Raw genomic sequence first — 16,378 nt, forward strand, 5'->3', positions numbered from 1 at the left:
GCTCGGCGGCGACTACGGCTACAACCACATCTTCAGCACGAACCTGGGATTCGAACTCCCCGAGCCGCACGGCGACTACACGCATGCCGACTCCCGCCATACGGGCAACATCTGGCTGCGCCACGCCAAGCGCTGGCGCAGGTTCGATGCCTCGGCCTCGGCGGGCGTGAGCCTCACACCCTACGGCACCTCGGCGCTGTGGAACATCGACGGAGGCTGGAAACCCTCCGAGTCGTGGCATGTCGGCCTGGGGGCCTCGCAGTCGATGCGCCTGCCGACCTTCACGGACCTCTACTACTCCTCGCCGGCCCAGATCAACAACCTCGACCTGACGCCCGAGCGCGCCGTGACATTCCGCCTCGGCGCCGACTACGCCCGCGGGGTGTGGAGCGCCTCGGTGCAGAGCTACTACCGCCTCGGACGCGATCTGATCGACTGGGTGTGGTACGACGACATCCCCTCGAACCCCGAGGCCTGGCGCGGCAAGTGGCACTCCGAGCAGACGAGCCGGCTCAACACCTTCGGGCTCGAAATCTCGGGCGGCTACACCTCCGGGACGGGCTTCCTGCGCCGTGTGACGCTCTCCTACGGATACATCACGACCGACCGCCGCGAGGACATCGTGGCCAAGAGCGCCATGGACTTCATGCGCCACAAGGCGGCGCTGTCGGTCGGCGTGCACTTCCTGCGGCGCATGTCGCTCGTGCTGACCGGATCGGTCTATGACCGCAACGGCGAGTATACCTGGTATCCCGTTGCGGGCGACTCGTCGCAGAGCGAACAGCGCTCGTTCGAGCCCTACTTCCTGCTCGACGGACGCCTCCAGTGGGAGAAGGGGTGGTGCCGCCTCTACGTCGATGCGACGAACATCACCGACTCGCGCTACTGCGACATGGGCGGCATTCCGCTGCCCGGCTTCTGGTGCATCGCGGGCGTCACGCTGACCTTCGGGCGCTGACGCCTCCCGATTCCTCCCTTTTCCGGCTGCAACCCTTCGGGTCCGGATCCCGCGCCGCGGGGTCCGGACCTTTCGTTTCGACCCTCCGGAACTTTCTGTTTTTTTCGTCCTGCGCGTTTTTCTCTTACTGATCGTAGTTTTTGTCACGAAAAAACGGTATATTTGAAGCAAAGAATTTCTAAACGCACACGATATGGAGAAACGAATCGTCGAATGCGTTCCCAACTTCAGCGAGGGACGCGACAAGGCCGTGATCGACGCGATCACGGCGGCCATCGTACAGTCCGGCGGCGTGAAGCTGCTGGATGTGGATCCGGGCGAAGCGACCAACCGCACGGTCGTCACCTTCGTCGGCTCACCCGAAGCGGTCGTCGAGGCGGCCTTCGCCGGAGTCCGGCGCGCCGCCGAACTGATCGACATGCGCCACCACAAGGGGGCACACCCGCGCATGGGTGCCACCGACGTTCTCCCGCTGATCCCCATCTCGGGCATCACGCTCGAGGAGTGCGCCGAGCTGGCCCGCACGCTGGCCCGCCGCATCGCCGACGAACTGCGCATCCCGACCTACTGCTACGAGGCCTCGGCCCTGCGTCCCGAGCGGCGCAACCTGGCCGTCTGCCGGGCCGGCGAGTACGAGGCGCTGCCCGAGAAGCTCGCCCATACCGACACGGCTCCCGATTTCGGGGCCCGTCCCTTCGATGAAGGGGTGGCCCGCACGGGCGCCACGACGGTCGGTGCGCGCGACTTCCTGATCGCCGTCAATTTCAACCTCAATACCACCTCCACGCGCCGCGCCAACGCCATCGCCTTCGACGTGCGCGAGAAGGGGCGGCCGGTCCGCGAGGGTAACCCGATCACCGGAAAGATCGTCAAGGACGCCGAAGGCAACCCGGTGATGCGTCCCGGAACGCTCAAGGCCACGAAGGCCATCGGCTGGTACATCGAGGAGTACGGCATCGCCCAGGTCTCGATGAACATCACCGACATCTCGGTCACGCCGCTGCACGTGGCCTTCGACGAGGTGTGCCGCAAGGCCGATGCCCGCGGCGTCCGCGTCACCGGCACCGAGATCGTGGGGCTCGTTCCCAAGCGGGCGCTGCTCGAGGCGGGCCGCTACTTCCTGCGCAAGCAGCACCGCTCGACGGGTATCGCCGAGGAGGAGATCATCCGCCTGGCCGTGAAATCGATGGGGCTCGACGACCTGAAGCCCTTCGACCCGAAGGAGAAGGTGATCGAATACCTGCTTGAGGCGGAGGATCAGAAGAAGCGGCTGATCGACCTCACGTGCAAGGGATTTGCCGCCGAGACCGCGAGCGAATCGCCCGCTCCGGGCGGCGGTTCGATCTCGGCCTACATGGGAGCGCTCGGCGCCGCCCTCGGAACGATGGTCGCCAACCTCTCGTCGCACAAGGCCGGCTGGGACGACCGCTGGGAGGAGTTCTCCGACTGGGCCGACCGCGGCCAGGCGCTGCTCGCCGAGCTGCTGCACCTGGTGGACGAGGACACGGAGGCCTTCAACCGGATCATGGCCGTCTTCGCCATGCCCAAATCGACCGACGAGGAGAAGGCCGCCCGCAGTGCGGCCCTGCAGGAGGCCACGCTCTACGCCACGGAGGTTCCCCTGCGGACGATGAAGGCCGCCGTGCGGGTCTTCCCGCTGGTGCGCGCGATGGCCGAGACGGGCAATCCCAATTCGGTCTCGGATGCCGGAGTAGGGGCCCTCGCAGCCCGCAGCGCCGTACTCGGGGCCTGCCTGAACGTGAAGATCAATGCCGCGGGCCTGAAGGACCGCGAGCGGGCTGGGGCGCTGGTCGCCGAGGCCGAATCCATTGCGGCCGACGCTGTCCGTCTGGAGACGGAGGTGCTGGCCATCGTAGAAGAAAAGATAAAATAGCCGACCATGACACTCGCCGAATTCCAAGCCGACATCCGCGCAGGCATCCCCGACCGGCTGCCCGCCGCGAAACCCTATGACAAACAGATCAACCACGCACCCAAGCGCAAGGATATCCTCACGCCCGCCGAGAAGGAGCTGGCCCTGCGCAACGCCCTGCGCTACTTCCCGGCCAAGCACCATGCGGTGCTGGCCCGCGAGTTTGCCGCCGAGCTGCGCAAATACGGACGCATCTACATGTACCGCCTGCGTCCCGACTACGAGATGTATGCCCGCCCGATCGACGAATACCCGGCCCGCTGCCGGCAGGCGGCGGCCATCATGATGATGATCCAGAACAACCTGGACAAGGCCGTGGCGCAGCATCCCCACGAACTGATCACCTACGGCGGCAACGGGGCCGTATTCCAGAACTGGGCACAGTACCGCCTGACGATGAAGTACCTCTCGGAGATGACCGACCGCCAGACGCTGGTCATGTACTCGGGCCATCCGCTGGGTCTCTTCCCGTCGCATCCCGACGCCCCGCGCGTCGTGGTTACCAACGGCATGGTGATCCCCAACTACTCGAAGCCCGATGACTGGGAGCGGATGAACGCCCTCGGCGTCTCGCAGTACGGACAGATGACCGCCGGCTCCTACATGTACATCGGCCCGCAGGGCATCGTGCACGGCACGACGATCACGGTGATGAACGCCGCACGCAAGCGTTTCACGGCCGACCGCCGCGACGCCCGCGGCATGCTCTTCGTCTCGTCGGGCCTCGGCGGCATGTCGGGCGCTCAGCCCAAGGCGGGCAACATCTCGGGTGTAGTCTCGGTCATCGCCGAGATCAACCCCAAGGCCGCCCGGAAACGCTACGAGCAGGGATGGGTCGATGAACTGCATGAATCACTGGATGAACTGATCGAGCGTATCCGCAAGGCCGTCAGCGCAAAAGAAATCGTGTCGCTGGCTTATGTGGGCAACGTCGTGGACCTCTGGGAGCGCCTCGCCGCCGAGGAGATCCCCGTAGATCTGGGTTCCGACCAGACCTCGCTGCACAACCCCTGGGCCGGAGGCTACTATCCCGTCGGGCTGAGCTACGAAGCCTCGAACAAGATGATGGCCGAGGAGCCGACGCGCTTCCGTGAGTGCGTGCAGGAATCGCTTCGCCGTCAGGTCGATGCCATCAACAAGCTCACCTCGCGCGGCATGTACTTCTTCGACTACGGCAACGCCTTCCTGCTCGAGGCCTCGCGTGCCGGGGCCGCCGTGATGGGCGAGGGCGGACGCTTCCGCTATCCCTCTTACGTGCAGGACATCATGGGTCCGATGTTCTTCGACTACGGATTCGGGCCGTTCCGCTGGGTCTGCACCTCGGGCAAGCCCGAGGATCTGGAGACGACCGACCGGCTGGCAGCCGAGGTGCTGGAGGAGATCCGCCGCACGGCGCCCGCCGACATCGCCGGTCAGCTCGACGACAACATCCACTGGATCCGCGAGGCGGGCCGCAACCACCTGGTCGTCGGTTCGCAGGCGCGCATCCTCTATGCCGACTGCGAGGGCCGCACGAAGATCGCGCAGGCCTTCAACCGGGCAATCGCCGACGGCCGCATCTCGGCACCCGTCGTGCTGGGCCGCGACCACCACGACGTCTCGGGCACCGACTCGCCCTACCGCGAAACCTCGAACATCTACGACGGCTCGAACCTGACGGCCGACATGGCCGTGCAGAACGTCATCGGCGACGCCTTCCGCGGCGCGACGTGGGTCTCGATCCACAACGGCGGCGGCGTCGGCTGGGGCGAGGTGATCAACGGCGGCTTCGGCATGGTGATCGACGGCTCGGAGGATGCCGACCGTCGCATCCGCGAGATGCTGTTCTGGGACGTGAACAACGGCATCGCCCGCCGCAGCTGGGCCCGCAACGAAGGGGCCGTGGCGGCCATCCGCCGCGAGATGGAGCGCACCCCCGGACTGGAGGTTACGCTGCCCAACTCCGCCGACGACGACATCATCCGCAATGCATTGAACGATAACGAATAACAACTGCTACCCGATATGGAACATCATCTGATATCCGCGGAGCGCCTGACCATCGCCCGCGTGCGCGAAATCCTCGAACGCCGCCTTCCGCTGGCTTTGAGCGACGACGCCCGGCAGCGGATCGTCCGCTGCCGCGAATACCTCGACCGCAAGATGGAGCACCCCGAGCGGCCGATCTACGGCATCACGACGGGCTTCGGCTCGCTGTGCGACATCTCGGTCGGCCGCGACGAACTCTCCCGGCTGCAGCGTAACCTCGTCATGTCGCACGCCTGCGGCACCGGCGAGCGCGTGCCGTCGGAGATCGTGCGGCTCATCCTGCTGCTCAAGATCCAGTCGCTCTCCTACGGTTACTCGGGCGTACAGCTTCGGACCGTCGAGCGGCTCGTCGAGTTCTTCAACCGCGACATCCTGCCGGTCATCTACCAGCAGGGATCGCTCGGCGCATCGGGAGACCTGGCGCCGCTGGCCCACATGAGCCTGCCGCTGCTGGGACTGGGTGAGGTCGAGGTCGGCGGGGTAGTGCGACCCGCAGCCGACCTGCTCCGCGAACTGGGCTGGGAACCCCTCGAACTCCAGTCGAAGGAGGGTCTGGCGCTGCTCAACGGCACGCAGTTCATGAGCGCCTACGGCGTCTGGTCGCTCATCGCCGCACAGCGGCTGAGCGAGTGGGCCGACCGCATCGGGGCCCTGTCGCTCGACGCCTTCGACGGACGCATCGAGCCCTTCTGCGATCAGGTGCACCTGATCCGCGCCCACAAGGGGCAGCTCACGACGGCCCGCGCCTTCCGCCGCCTGCTCGAGGGCAGCGAGCTGATCGCCCGGCCGAAGCAGCACGTGCAGGATCCCTACTCGTTCCGCTGCATCCCGCAGGTCCACGGCGCCACGAAGGACACCATTGACTATGTCGGTCAGGTGCTCGAGACCGAGATCAACTCCCCGACGGACAACCCGACGGTCTTCCCCGAGGAGGATATGGTCGTCTCGGCGGGCAACTTCCACGGGCAGCCGATCGCCCTGGCGATGGACTTCCTGGCCATCGCCGTGGCCGAGCTGGGCAACATCTCCGAGCGGCGTATCTACAAGCTGATCTCGGGGGCCCGCGACCTGCCGAAGTTCCTCGTGGCCAATCCCGGCCTGAACAGCGGCTTCATGATCCCGCAGTACACCGCAGCGTCGATCGTCAGCCAGTCAAAGGGGCTCTGCATGCCCGCCTCTGTCGATTCGATCCCCTCGTCGCAGGGACAGGAGGACCACGTGAGCATGGGTTCGAACGCCGCGACGAAACTGCGCCGCGTGGTGCTCAACACCGAGCGGGTGCTGGCCATCGAGCTCTTCAACGCCGCCCAGGCCCTCGAGTTCCGCCGCCCGGCCCGCACGTCGCCCGAACTCGAACGGCTGGTGGCCGACTACCGCCGCCGCGTACCTTTCATCGACAACGACGAGGTGATGTATCCGCACATCGCTGCGTCGGTGGAATTCCTGCGCGAGCGATGAAACTGCTGGTCAAAAACATCGGACGGATCGTCGGTATCGAGACGGAGGGCCGCCTGCGCCGCTGCGGTGCGGAGATGGACCGCCTCGACACGCTCGACGACGCCTGGCTGCTGACCGACGGAGAGCGCATTGCGGCGTTCGGCCGCATGTCGGATCTCGGCGAGACGGATGCCGACCGCATCGTCGATGCCGCGGGCGGGATGCTCTTCCCGTCGTTCTGCGACTCGCACACCCACCTGGTCTACGCCGGGAGCCGCGAGCAGGAGTTTCTGGACAAGATCAACGGCCTTTCGTATGAGGAGATCGCACGCCGCGGAGGCGGCATCCTGAACTCCGCCGACCGGCTGCACGAAACCTCCGAGGAGGAGCTCTACCGGCAGGCGATGGAGCGCATCCGCGAGATCATCGCCATGGGTACGGGCTGCGTGGAGATCAAGTCGGGCTACGGTCTCTCGACCGAAGACGAGCTGAAGATGCTGCGCGTCATCCGGCGCATCCGCGAGACGTCGCCCCTCGAGGTGCGGGCCACCTTCCTCGGGGCCCACGCCGTGGCGCGGGCCTACCGGGGCCGGCAGGGCGAATATGTCGATCTGATCTGCCGCGAGATGCTGCCGGCCGTGGCCCGCGAGGGGCTGGCCGACTTCATCGATGTCTTCTGCGATGCGGGCTTCTTCACCGTGGAGGAGACCGAGCGGATGCTTGCCGAAGGCCGGCGCTACGGACTGCGGGGCAAGATCCATGCCAACGAACTGGCCGTCTCGGGCGGTGTGCAGGCCGGTGTGCGCTGCGGCGCGCTGTCAGTGGACCACCTTGAGCGGAGCGGTGCCGAGGAGATCGAGGCGCTCCGCGGCTCGGAGACCATGCCGACGCTGCTGCCCGGTGCCGCCTTCTTCCTCGGGATGAGCTATCCACCCGCCCGCGAAATGATCCGCGCGGGGCTGGGCGTAGCCCTCGCTTCGGACTACAACCCCGGCTCGTCGCCCTCGGGCAACATGCGCATGGTCGTGGCGCTGGCCTCGATCCGCATGCGTATGACCCCGGCCGAGGCGATCCATGCCGCTACGCTCAACGGCGCCTATGCCATGGGGCTGAGCGACCGTTTCGGAAGCATCACCCCGGGCAAGACGGCCAACTTCTTCCTGACCAGGCCGATGCCGTCGGTCGAGTTCTTCTCCTACGCCTACCAGACACCGCTCATCGATCGGGTCTTCCTGCGGGGCGAAGCGTGTGGCGGTGCGGTCCCGGCCTGATTTTTGAGGACCGGAAGACAAGATGACAAACAAGTTGTACCTGTTCCTGGCGCTCCTCTGCTGTTGCGCGGGAACCCCATTGAACGCACAGACCATGAAACCGCTGACACCCGAAGAGAAACGGGTCATCGAACAGAAGGGAACCGAAGCCCCCTTCTCCGGAAAGTACTACAACCACCGCGAGGCGGGCACCTACATCTGCCGCAAGTGCGGCGCGCCGCTCTACCGCTCGGCCGACAAGTTCGACGCGGGATGCGGCTGGCCGAGCTTCGACGACGAGATCCCCGGGGCCGTGCGCCGCACCCCCGATGCCGACGGCGTGCGTACGGAGATCACCTGCGCCCGCTGCGGCGCCCACCTGGGCCACGTCTTCCTGAACGAGGGTTTCACGCCCAAGAATACGCGCCACTGCGTGAACTCCGTCTCGCTGGAGTTCCTTCCCGAAAAGAAGGAGGCGGCCTCGCCGGCTCCGGCCGAGGAGACGGCGATCTTCGCCGGAGGGTGCTTCTGGGGCGTGGAGTACATGCTCTCGAAGCGTCCCGGAGTGCTCGACGTCGAATCGGGCTACATCGGCGGCCACAAGGACCATCCGACCTACGAGGAGGTGCGCAGCCACACCACGGGACATGCCGAGGCGGTACGCGTGCGCTTCGACCCGAGCCGGATCGGCTACGAGGAGCTCGCACGGCTCTTCTTCGAGATCCACGACCCGACGCAGGCCGACGGGCAGGGTCCCGACATCGGCGACCAGTACCGCTCGGAGATCTTCTACACGACCCCCGCACAGCGCGACATCGCCCTGCGGCTGATCGACACCCTCCGCTCCAGGGGCTACGACGTGGTGACACGCGTGACGCCCGCCACGACCTTCTGGCCCGCCGAAGGATACCATCAAGACTACTACGACCGCAAGGGGACACAGCCCTATTGCCACAGCTACACGAAGCGCTTCTGATCCGGCGGCAACAAATCCGGAAGCGGTGACGGAATCCCGTCGCCGCTTCTCTTTTTTTCGTATCTTTGCCCAAACGAAAAAAAAAAACGAAACCGCATGGAACGCATCCAAGGAACCGCGTGGGCGATCGTCTCCTCCGCGACATTCGGCCTCGCGCCGCTCTTCACCCTGCTGCTCATCGGCATGGGCTACTCGTCGTTCGAGGTGCTGTCCTACCGCTGGGGCGTCGCGTCGCTCTGCCTGGGAGGCTGGGGGCTTGCAACCGGCTGCAACTTCCGACTCGGACGGAAGGAGCTCCGCACGGTCTTCGTATTGAGCATCTTCCGGGCCGTGACGTCGTTGAGCCTTGTCGTCGCCTACCAGATGATCGCCAGCGGCGTGGCCTCGATCATCCACTTCATGTACCCGCTGGCCGTAGCGCTCGCCATGGTCTGCTTCTTCCGCGAGCGGGGCTCGGCCGTGACCTTCGCGGCGATCGGGCTCTCGATCGTGGGTGCCGTGCTTCTCTCGTCGGGCAGCGTCGGGTTTGCGCGCGGCAATGCGCTGCTCGGAACCGCTGCTGCCGTCGTGTCGGTCTTCTCCTACGGCGGCTACATCGTCGGCGTGCGCCGAAGCCGCGCCGTGACAATTCCCTCTACCGTGCTGACCACCTACGTCATGGCCTTCGGAGCGCTCTTCTTCCTGATCGGCGCCAGCCTTACGGGCGGCATCCGCCTCGAGACGGAGCCCCGTGCCTGGCTCTCAATCCTCGGCCTCGCCCTGCCGGCCACGGCCCTGTCGAACATGGCGCTCGTACAGGCGATCAAGAAGATCGGTCCGACGCTCACCTCCGTATTTGGCGCCATGGAGCCGCTGACGGCCGTCGTGATCGGTATCACCGTATTCGGCGAGCCCTTCACGTGGCGGAGCGCCGCGGGCATCGTGCTGATCGTCTCGGCGGTCCTGACGGTGATCCTGCGCAACGGCCGCAGCGGGGCCTGACCCCGTACATTATCCGTCTTCCTGTAGCCTGCCCCACGGCAATAACCAGGAACGCCGGCCGGAGGACGGTTTTATGACAGTCTGGCTATCGGGTCAATAGATCGGTCATGCGTTTGATTCCCTCGCGCAGCAGTGCCCGCGGGCAGGCGATGTTCACCCGGATGAAGCCCTCGCCGGCGGCACCGTACATCGCTCCGGGGTTGATCCGCACGCGGGCCTGGGCAGTCAGCCGCCGGTCGAGTTCCGCGGAGCTCAGGCCCGCGGCCCGGCAGTCGATCCACACCAGGTAGGTGCCCTCGAGCGGCAATACGGGGAATTGGGGCAGGCGGGCGGCGAAATGGTCGCGCAGTTCCACGTAGTTGCCCCACAGGTATTCGTTCAAGGCGTCGAGCCACGCGTCGCCCTCATTGTAGGCGGCCATCAGGGCCTCGATGGCAAAGGGACTGATCATTCCCGTCTCGTTGATCTCGAGTGCACGGACGATCCGCCCGCGCGTGTCGGGGTCGGCGGCGAAGATGTTGGCCACCTGCAGACCGGCCAGGTTGAAGGCCTTGCTGGGCGACGTGCAGGTCACCGAGTGCTGCCGGAACCGTTCGTCGAGCGAGGCGAAGGGAGTATAGCGGAATCCCGGCATGACCAGTTCGCAGTGGATCTCGTCGGCGATGATGAAGAGGTCGTGGCGCAGGCAGATCTCGCCGATGCGCCGCAGCTCGTCGGGCGTCCAGACCCGGCCGGCGGGGTTGTGGGGGTTGCACAGCAGCATGAGTTTCACCGCCGGGTCGGCCGCACGGCGCTCGAGGTCCTCGAAGTCGATGCGGTAGCGGTTGCCGTCGAGCACCAGGTTGCTCTCCTCGGGCGTGCAGCCGCTGTTGGCAATGGCGATGTAAAAGTGGTTGTAGACCGGCGGCTGGATCAGCACCTTGTCTCCCGGACGGGTCATGGCCCGCAGAATGGCCGAAAGGGCGGGGATGACGCCCGTCACCGGGTGGATCCACTCCCGCTCGGGCGCCCATCCGTGGCGGCGCAGAAACCAGCCCCGGATCGACTCGGCATAGGCCTCGGGCGGTATGGCGTAGCCGTAGATGCCGTGCTCGACCCGCCGGCGCAGCGCCTCGACGACCGCCGGGGCCGTGCGGAAATCCATGTCTGCAACCCACATGGGCAGCACGCCGTCGGGTACCCCGTCGTCCCATTTCACGGAGCAGGTGCCCCGCCGGGGGACGATCTCATCGAAATCGAAATGTTCCATATCTGTATGCATGCGGTTTGAAGTCGTGTCCCGATCGGGACGAACAAATATAAACAATCTTCCGCAGACCGCAAAACCGGCGGGCGGGAGCCTCTGCGCGCCGGATAAATTTGGCATACCGCGCCGCATGTCGTATCTTTGCCCCGTAAAGAGACAAAAAAAGGAAACCATGGCAGACGACTTTCTGGGACGTAAGATGGAAGAGTACCGCGCCCGCGCTGCGGCTCCCGCCGTGCGGAGGCCGCAGCCGTCGCTCATGCGGCTGCTGCTCCGGAACCGCAGTTACCGAGGCTATGACACACACTTTGTCGTGCGCGAGGACCAGCTGCGCAGCATCATCGCGGTCAATACGCGTATCCCTTCGGCGCGGAATGCGCAGGTGCTGCGCTTCCGCCCCGTGCTGGCTGACGAGGCGGACAAGGTCCTGCCGCACATCCGCCTCGGCGGGGCCCTGCCCGAACTGCACCTGCCGCTGCCGGGCACCGAGCCCCGTGCCTTCATCATCGTCTGCACGACGGTGCCCGAGGACCGCTACGTCGATATGGATCTCGGAATCTCGGCACAGAGCATGCTGCTGCGCGCCGCGGAGATCGGGCTGAACGGCATCTGCATCGGGGCGTTCGACCGCGAGGCGATCCGCCGGGAGTTCGGACTCGGCTGCGAGCCGCTGCTCGTCGTGGCTGTCGGCAAGGGGGCCGAGCGCATCGAGCTCGTGGAGATCGGCGCCGGCGAGAGCCGGGCCTACTACCGCCGCGACGGGGTGCACTATGTGCCCAAGCTGCGTCTCGACGACCTGCTGATCGGATAGGCTATCCGGCCCCGGGCCGTCCCGTTTTGCACCGAATTTGCGGTGTCATTCCCGAAACACGAAGATTACGATGGAGACTCTGACCGGCTGGATCGGCAGCATCAACGACATTCTGTGGAGCCATGTGCTGGTTGCGGCGCTGCTCGGCTGCGCCGTGTGGTTCACCCTGCGGACACGCGGCGTGCAGTTCCGCATGCTGCGCGAGATGGTCCGCGTGCTGGGCGAGCCGTCGGGAAGCGCACCCGGGGGCGAGCGCCACGTCTCCTCGTTCCAGGCCTTCGCCGTATCGCTGGCCAGCCGCGTCGGCACGGGCAACCTGGCCGGCGTGGCCACGGCGATCGTCGTCGGCGGTCCCGGAGCGGTCTTCTGGATGTGGGTCATCGCCCTCGTGGGGGCCGCGAGCGCCTTCGTCGAATCGACCCTCGCGCAGCTCTACAAACGCCGCGGCCGCGACTCTTACGTCGGCGGCCCGGCCTACTACATGGAGTACGGGCTCGGGAAACGGTGGATGGGCGTGCTGTTCGCCGTGCTGATCTCCGTAACGTTCGGATTTGCCTTCAACTCGGTGCAGAGCAACACGATCTGCGCCGCATGGGAGGGGGCCTTCGGGCTCGATCCGCACTGGATCGGCGTCGGGCTCACCGCGCTCACGCTCCTCATCATCTTCGGCGGCATCCACCGCATCGCCCGGGTCAGCGGCGTGATCGTCCCGGTCATGGCCCTGGGCTACATCCTGCTGGCCCTGGGCATCGTCCTGTTCAACATCCGCCGGCTGCCCGAGGTGCTCGGGCTGATCCTCTCCGAGGCCTTCGGCTGGGGCCCGGTCCTGGGCGGAGCGGCAGGCGCGGCGCTCATGCAGGGTATCAAGCGCGGCCTGTTCAGCAACGAGGCCGGCATGGGCTCGGCCCCGAACGTCGCCGCCACGGCCCACGTCTCGCATCCGGTGAAGCAGGGGCTGATCCAGACCCTCGGTGTCTTCACCGACACGCTGCTCATCTGCACCTGCACGGCCTTCATCATCCTCTTCGGCGGCGTCCCCGACGCCTCGCTGAACGGCATCCAGCTGACGCAGGCCGCCCTGGTGAGCGAAATCGGCCCCGTCGGCGGACTGTTCGTCGCCGTGGCGATCTTCCTCTTCGCCTTCTCGTCGATCATCGGCAACTACTACTACGGCGAGGCCAACGTGCGGTTCATCACCTCCCGGCGCGGGGTGCTCACGCTCTACCGCCTGCTGGTCGGGGGCATGGTGCTCTTCGGGTCGCTGGCGACGCTCGACCTGGTGTGGAGCCTTGCCGACGTGACCATGGCGCTGATGACGCTCTGCAACCTCGCGGCGATCCTCCTGCTGGGCCACGAAGCCGTCGCCCTGCTCGCCGACTACGTCGCCCAGAAGCGCAGCGGAGTCCGCAGCCCCCGTTTCACGAAGGAGCGCATTCCCCGGCTGAAGGGGCGGATCGACTGCTGGTGAGAAAAAGCCGTCGTGCGACGGCGCTCCGTCCCGAAGATTTGGTATCTTTGCGGAAACGATACGCAAACAGATTCCATGAAAGCCTGTACCTACGTCAGACACGGCCATTTCGCGCTGTGCGACAAACCCGTTCCCGTATTGCTCGATCCGCGCGATGCACTGGTGCGCGTCACGCTGGGCAGCATCTGCACCAGCGACCTGCATATCAAGCACGGCAGCGTGCCGCGCGCCGTCGAGGGCATCACCGTCGGCCACGAGATGGTCGGTGTGGTCGAGGCGGTCGGTGCAAGCGTCACGAACGTCACCCCGGGCGACCGTGTAGCGGTCAATGTCGAGACCTTCTGCGGCGAGTGCTTCTTCTGCCGCCACGGCTATGTGAACAACTGCACGGACCCCGACGGAGGTTGGGCCCTGGGCTGCCGCATTGACGGCGGGCAGGCCGAATACGTGCGGGTGCCCCATGCCGACCAGGGGCTGACGCGCATCCCCGACACGGTGAGCGACGAGCAGGCACTCTTCGTCGGCGACATCCTCGCCACGGGATTCTGGGCCGCGCGCATCTCCGAGATCGGGCCCGAAGACACGGTCCTTATCCTCGGGGCCGGGCCGACGGGGCTCTGCACGCTGCTCTGCGCCCGGCTCAGGAATCCGAAGCGCATCATCGTGTGCGAAGCCCTCGAAGAGCGGCGCCGCTTCGTCCGCGAACACTATCCCGAGGTGCTTGTCACCGGGCCCGGGGCGTGCCGCGACTTCGTGCTGCGGCACAGCGACCACGGCGGCGCCGACCGCGTGCTGGAGGTTNNGGGAGGACCGCGTGCTGGAGGTTGCCGGCAGCGACGGGACCTTCCGTCTGGCCTGGGAGTGCGCCCGCCCGAACGCCGTGGTGACGGTCGTGGCGCTGTACGACCGGCCGCAGGAGCTGCCGCTGCCCGACATGTACGGCAAGAACCTCACGTTCAAGACAGGCGGGGTGGATGGATGCGACTGCCGCGAGATCCTGCAGCTGATCGCCGAGGGGCGGATCGACACCACGCCGCTCATCACGCACCGCTACCCGCTGAGCCGCATCGACGAGGCCTACCGCCTCTTCGAGGAGCGCCGGGACGGGGTGATCAAGGTGGCGGTCGATTGCCGGAAGTGATGTGCACGGGGATGCCGGGCGGCAGCCCCGTCAGCCGTGGAGGCGGTACCCGACGCCGCGGGCATTGACGATCCGGACGGACGGATCGGCCGAGAGCAGCCGGCGCAGGCGCGTGATGAAGACGTGCAGGCTGCGGGCGTTGAAGAACGTGTCGTCGCCCCAGATCCGTTGCAGGATCCGCTGCGAGGGGACCACCTCGCCCATGCGTTCGCAGAGCATCTCCAGCACACCGGCCTCGCGGGCCGAGAGTTCCTGCGTGCGCACACCGTCGGAGAGCCGCTGCCGGGAGACATCGAAATCGAAACGCCCGATCCGGTAGTGCACCTCGGAAGGGGCATGCGCCGTCCTCGTGCGGCCGACCAGGGCCTTCACGCGGACGACCAGTTCGCTCATGGCGAAGGGCTTGCGCAGGTAGTCGTTGCCGCCCGTCTCGAAGCCGCGCACCACGTCTTCGGCCGACGACCGGGCCGAAAGGAAGAGAACGGGGATGTCAGCCGTGCGGCGGCGCAGGGCATCGACGAACGAAAAGCCGTCCATGCCGGGCATCATGATGTCGGTCACGACGACGTCGGGACGCGCCTCATCGAATCGGCGCAGCGCCTCGATGCCGTCGTAGGCCACCGTCACGTCGAACTCCTTCTCGCCGAGCGTGTCGGCGATGATGTCGGCGAGCGTCCGCTCGTCCTCGACAAGCAGCATGCGTATCCTATCGTCCATCGTCGGGAAGTGTCAGTATGAAGGTTGAACCGCGCCCCGGGGCGCTCTCCACCGAGATCTCGCCGCCGTGTCTGCGGGCAATCAGCCGCACGTAGTAGAGTCCCAGCCCGAATCCCTTGACGTCGTGGCGGTCGCCGGTAGGCACGCGGTAGAACTTTTCGAAAATGTGGGTCTGGGCCGTACGGTCGATGCCGATGCCGTTGTCCGCGACGCGCAACTCGATCCCTTTTGCAGTACGCCGGGCCGAGAGGCGGATCCGCACCTTCCCGCGGGAGTATTTCAAGGCGTTGTCCACCAGGTTGTCCAGTGCATGCGTGAGGTGGAACCGGTCGGCTGCAACCTTCAGATCCGCTCCTTCGGCCTCCACCTCGATCGTCGCCCGCCCGCGCCCCTTCATGCGGAAGCGGGCCGCAATCTCCTCAAGCAGCGGGAGGAGCTCCAGCGTCTCGCGGCAGAGCGTGAACTCTCCGCGCTCCTCGACGCTCATCGTCAGGATGCGCTGCACCATGCCGCCCAGGGCAGCCAGCTGCTCGCGGATGACGGTCAGGTATCGTTCGCGCCGGGCCGCATCGTTCGCCGCCCCGAAGTCGAGCAGGGCGTCGTTCGCGGCATTGGCCACGGCGATCGGGGTCTTCAACTCGTGGGTGATGTTGTGTGTCAGGTCGAGACGCATCTCTTCGAGCGTCTTCTGCCGGAAGAGCGTGCGCAACAGGTAGATCAGCGCCCCGGCCACCGCCGCAAGCATCAGGAGCGACGAGACGACGACACCTGCCATGTCTCCCAGCAGCTGCCGGTCGGGATTCTCGATCCGCAGACGGAAATAGAGTTCCTCGTCGGTCGTGAGCGAAGTCGTGAAGGTCAGCGGATTCTTGATCCGCAACGAGTCATTGAGCGCGGTAAGCACCACCTCCGGATCCTCCGGCGGTTTTGTCGTGAAGATCTTTGCCGACGAGGTACTGTCGCTCCGGCCGCGCACGACATCGACCTTGTGGGGCAGGTCGATCCCCGCCGTCTGCAGGTTACACGTAAGCAGCGAATCGTAGCGCGCCATGTTGAGCCGCAGGACATAGACCGACGGGATGCGGATCTCCTGACGGATGAAGCGGGTCTCCGGGCCGTCGGAAATACTGATATCGTGGTGTATCGTGTCGGACTTGGGGGTGAAGGTGATGCTTTTGCCCGCCCCGTCGAGGTTCTTCACCGTGATCTCCTGAATCATGTCCACGCGGATCGAGTCGATGTTCCCCGACGAAGAGAAGGATATGTGGCTTTTGTGTCCGGAGGGCTTGTTGCCCAGCAGCAGGTCGTCATAGGCGGCGCGGGTCATGGCCTGCATCACCTGACGCGAGAACTCTTCACGGCGTGCGTGGTACATGTTCACAAGGCTCCACACCTGCACGGCGACGAGCACCGCCAGCGAGGCGGGGGCCAG

12 protein-coding genes and 1 pseudogene are annotated in these 16,378 nt (G+C 66.0%); 10 read left to right on the top strand and 3 right to left on the bottom strand.

All coding sequences use genetic code 11. From position 1 onward, the window contains the following. The 7 genes from QZL63_RS06190 to QZL63_RS06220 form a co-directional block, all read left to right on the top strand. Positions 1-958, top strand: a 958-nt coding sequence (locus QZL63_RS06190) for a TonB-dependent receptor domain-containing protein (protein WP_290586235.1), incomplete at its 5' end; no start/stop codon positions are given. 193 nt (positions 959-1,151) lie between these two features. Continuing rightward, positions 1,152-2,852: a glutamate formimidoyltransferase gene (gene ftcD, locus QZL63_RS06195; protein WP_022308462.1), complete on the top strand. Its 1,701-nt coding sequence runs from the start codon at positions 1,152-1,154 to the stop codon at positions 2,850-2,852. A gap of 6 nt (positions 2,853-2,858) precedes the next feature. Further along, positions 2,859-4,880, top strand: coding sequence for a urocanate hydratase (locus QZL63_RS06200; protein ID WP_022308463.1), 2,022 nt, complete (start codon positions 2,859-2,861; stop codon positions 4,878-4,880). A gap of 15 nt (positions 4,881-4,895) precedes the next feature. Further along, positions 4,896-6,377, top strand: a complete 1,482-nt coding sequence (gene hutH / locus QZL63_RS06205; protein ID WP_022308464.1) for a histidine ammonia-lyase — start codon at positions 4,896-4,898, stop codon at positions 6,375-6,377. Then, positions 6,374-7,627, top strand: coding sequence for an imidazolonepropionase (gene hutI / locus QZL63_RS06210; RefSeq protein WP_022308465.1), 1,254 nt, complete (start codon positions 6,374-6,376; stop codon positions 7,625-7,627). Before hutH ends, hutI begins: the two co-directional genes overlap by 4 nt. A gap of 94 nt (positions 7,628-7,721) precedes the next feature. Further along, positions 7,722-8,582, top strand: coding sequence for a bifunctional methionine sulfoxide reductase B/A protein (locus tag QZL63_RS06215; protein WP_365946765.1), 861 nt, complete (start codon positions 7,722-7,724; stop codon positions 8,580-8,582). Between the two features lie 96 nt (positions 8,583-8,678). Further along, positions 8,679-9,563, top strand: a complete 885-nt coding sequence (locus QZL63_RS06220; protein ID WP_022308467.1) for a DMT family transporter — start codon at positions 8,679-8,681, stop codon at positions 9,561-9,563. 85 nt (positions 9,564-9,648) lie between these two features. On the opposite strand, the gene QZL63_RS06225 is transcribed toward QZL63_RS06220, so the two are convergent. Next, entirely contained in the window at positions 9,649-10,812 is a 1,164-nt protein-coding gene (locus QZL63_RS06225) for a MalY/PatB family protein (RefSeq protein WP_022308468.1), read from the bottom strand. Positions 10,813-10,981: 169 nt separating this feature from the next. On the opposite strand from QZL63_RS06225, the gene QZL63_RS06230 reads away from it, so the two are divergent. The 3 genes and pseudogenes from QZL63_RS06230 to QZL63_RS06240 all read left to right on the top strand — a co-directional run bounded on the left by QZL63_RS06230 (position 10,982) and on the right by QZL63_RS06240 (position 14,229). After that, positions 10,982-11,620 (top strand): nitroreductase family protein, encoded by a 639-nt coding sequence (locus QZL63_RS06230; protein ID WP_022308469.1) that lies wholly within the window; start codon positions 10,982-10,984, stop codon positions 11,618-11,620. Between the two features lie 70 nt (positions 11,621-11,690). Next, complete coding sequence (locus QZL63_RS06235; protein WP_022308470.1) at positions 11,691-13,088, top strand: alanine/glycine:cation symporter family protein; 1,398 nt, start codon at positions 11,691-11,693, stop codon at positions 13,086-13,088. A gap of 75 nt (positions 13,089-13,163) precedes the next feature. After that, positions 13,164-14,229, top strand: a pseudogene (locus QZL63_RS06240) (alcohol dehydrogenase). Positions 14,230-14,259: 30 nt separating this feature from the next. On the opposite strand, the gene QZL63_RS06245 reads toward QZL63_RS06240, so the two are convergent. Beyond that, the gene (locus tag QZL63_RS06245; RefSeq protein WP_290586241.1) at positions 14,260-14,946 is read right to left on the bottom strand and encodes a response regulator transcription factor; all 687 of its coding nucleotides are present in this window, start codon (positions 14,944-14,946) and stop codon (positions 14,260-14,262) included. Continuing rightward, a partial coding sequence (locus tag QZL63_RS06250) for a sensor histidine kinase (RefSeq protein ID WP_290586244.1) occupies positions 14,936-16,378 on the bottom strand: 1,443 nt, incomplete at its 5' end. The genes QZL63_RS06250 and QZL63_RS06245, both read right to left, overlap by 11 nt.

The organism is Alistipes sp. CAG:268, assembly GCA_000434235.1.
Lineage (GTDB): Bacteria > Bacteroidota > Bacteroidia > Bacteroidales > Rikenellaceae > Alistipes > Alistipes avistercoris.

Excerpts from the sequence above, each read along its gene's own strand:
- ftcD (WP_022308462.1), top strand. The coding sequence starts at position 1,152 with ATGGAGAAACGAATCGTCGAATGCGTTCCCAACTTCAGCGAGGGACGC.
- QZL63_RS06200 (WP_022308463.1), top strand. The coding sequence starts at position 2,859 with ATGACACTCGCCGAATTCCAAGCCGACATCCGCGCAGGCATCCCCGAC.
- hutH (WP_022308464.1), top strand. The coding sequence starts at position 4,896 with ATGGAACATCATCTGATATCCGCGGAGCGCCTGACCATCGCCCGCGTG.
- hutI (WP_022308465.1), top strand. The coding sequence starts at position 6,374 with ATGAAACTGCTGGTCAAAAACATCGGACGGATCGTCGGTATCGAGACG.
- QZL63_RS06215 (WP_365946765.1), top strand. The coding sequence starts at position 7,722 with ATGAAACCGCTGACACCCGAAGAGAAACGGGTCATCGAACAGAAGGGA.
- QZL63_RS06220 (WP_022308467.1), top strand. The coding sequence starts at position 8,679 with ATGGAACGCATCCAAGGAACCGCGTGGGCGATCGTCTCCTCCGCGACA.
- QZL63_RS06225 (WP_022308468.1), bottom strand. The coding sequence starts at position 10,812 with ATGGAACATTTCGATTTCGATGAGATCGTCCCCCGGCGGGGCACCTGC.
- QZL63_RS06230 (WP_022308469.1), top strand. The coding sequence starts at position 10,982 with ATGGCAGACGACTTTCTGGGACGTAAGATGGAAGAGTACCGCGCCCGC.
- QZL63_RS06235 (WP_022308470.1), top strand. The coding sequence starts at position 11,691 with ATGGAGACTCTGACCGGCTGGATCGGCAGCATCAACGACATTCTGTGG.
- QZL63_RS06245 (WP_290586241.1), bottom strand. The coding sequence starts at position 14,946 with ATGGACGATAGGATACGCATGCTGCTTGTCGAGGACGAGCGGACGCTC.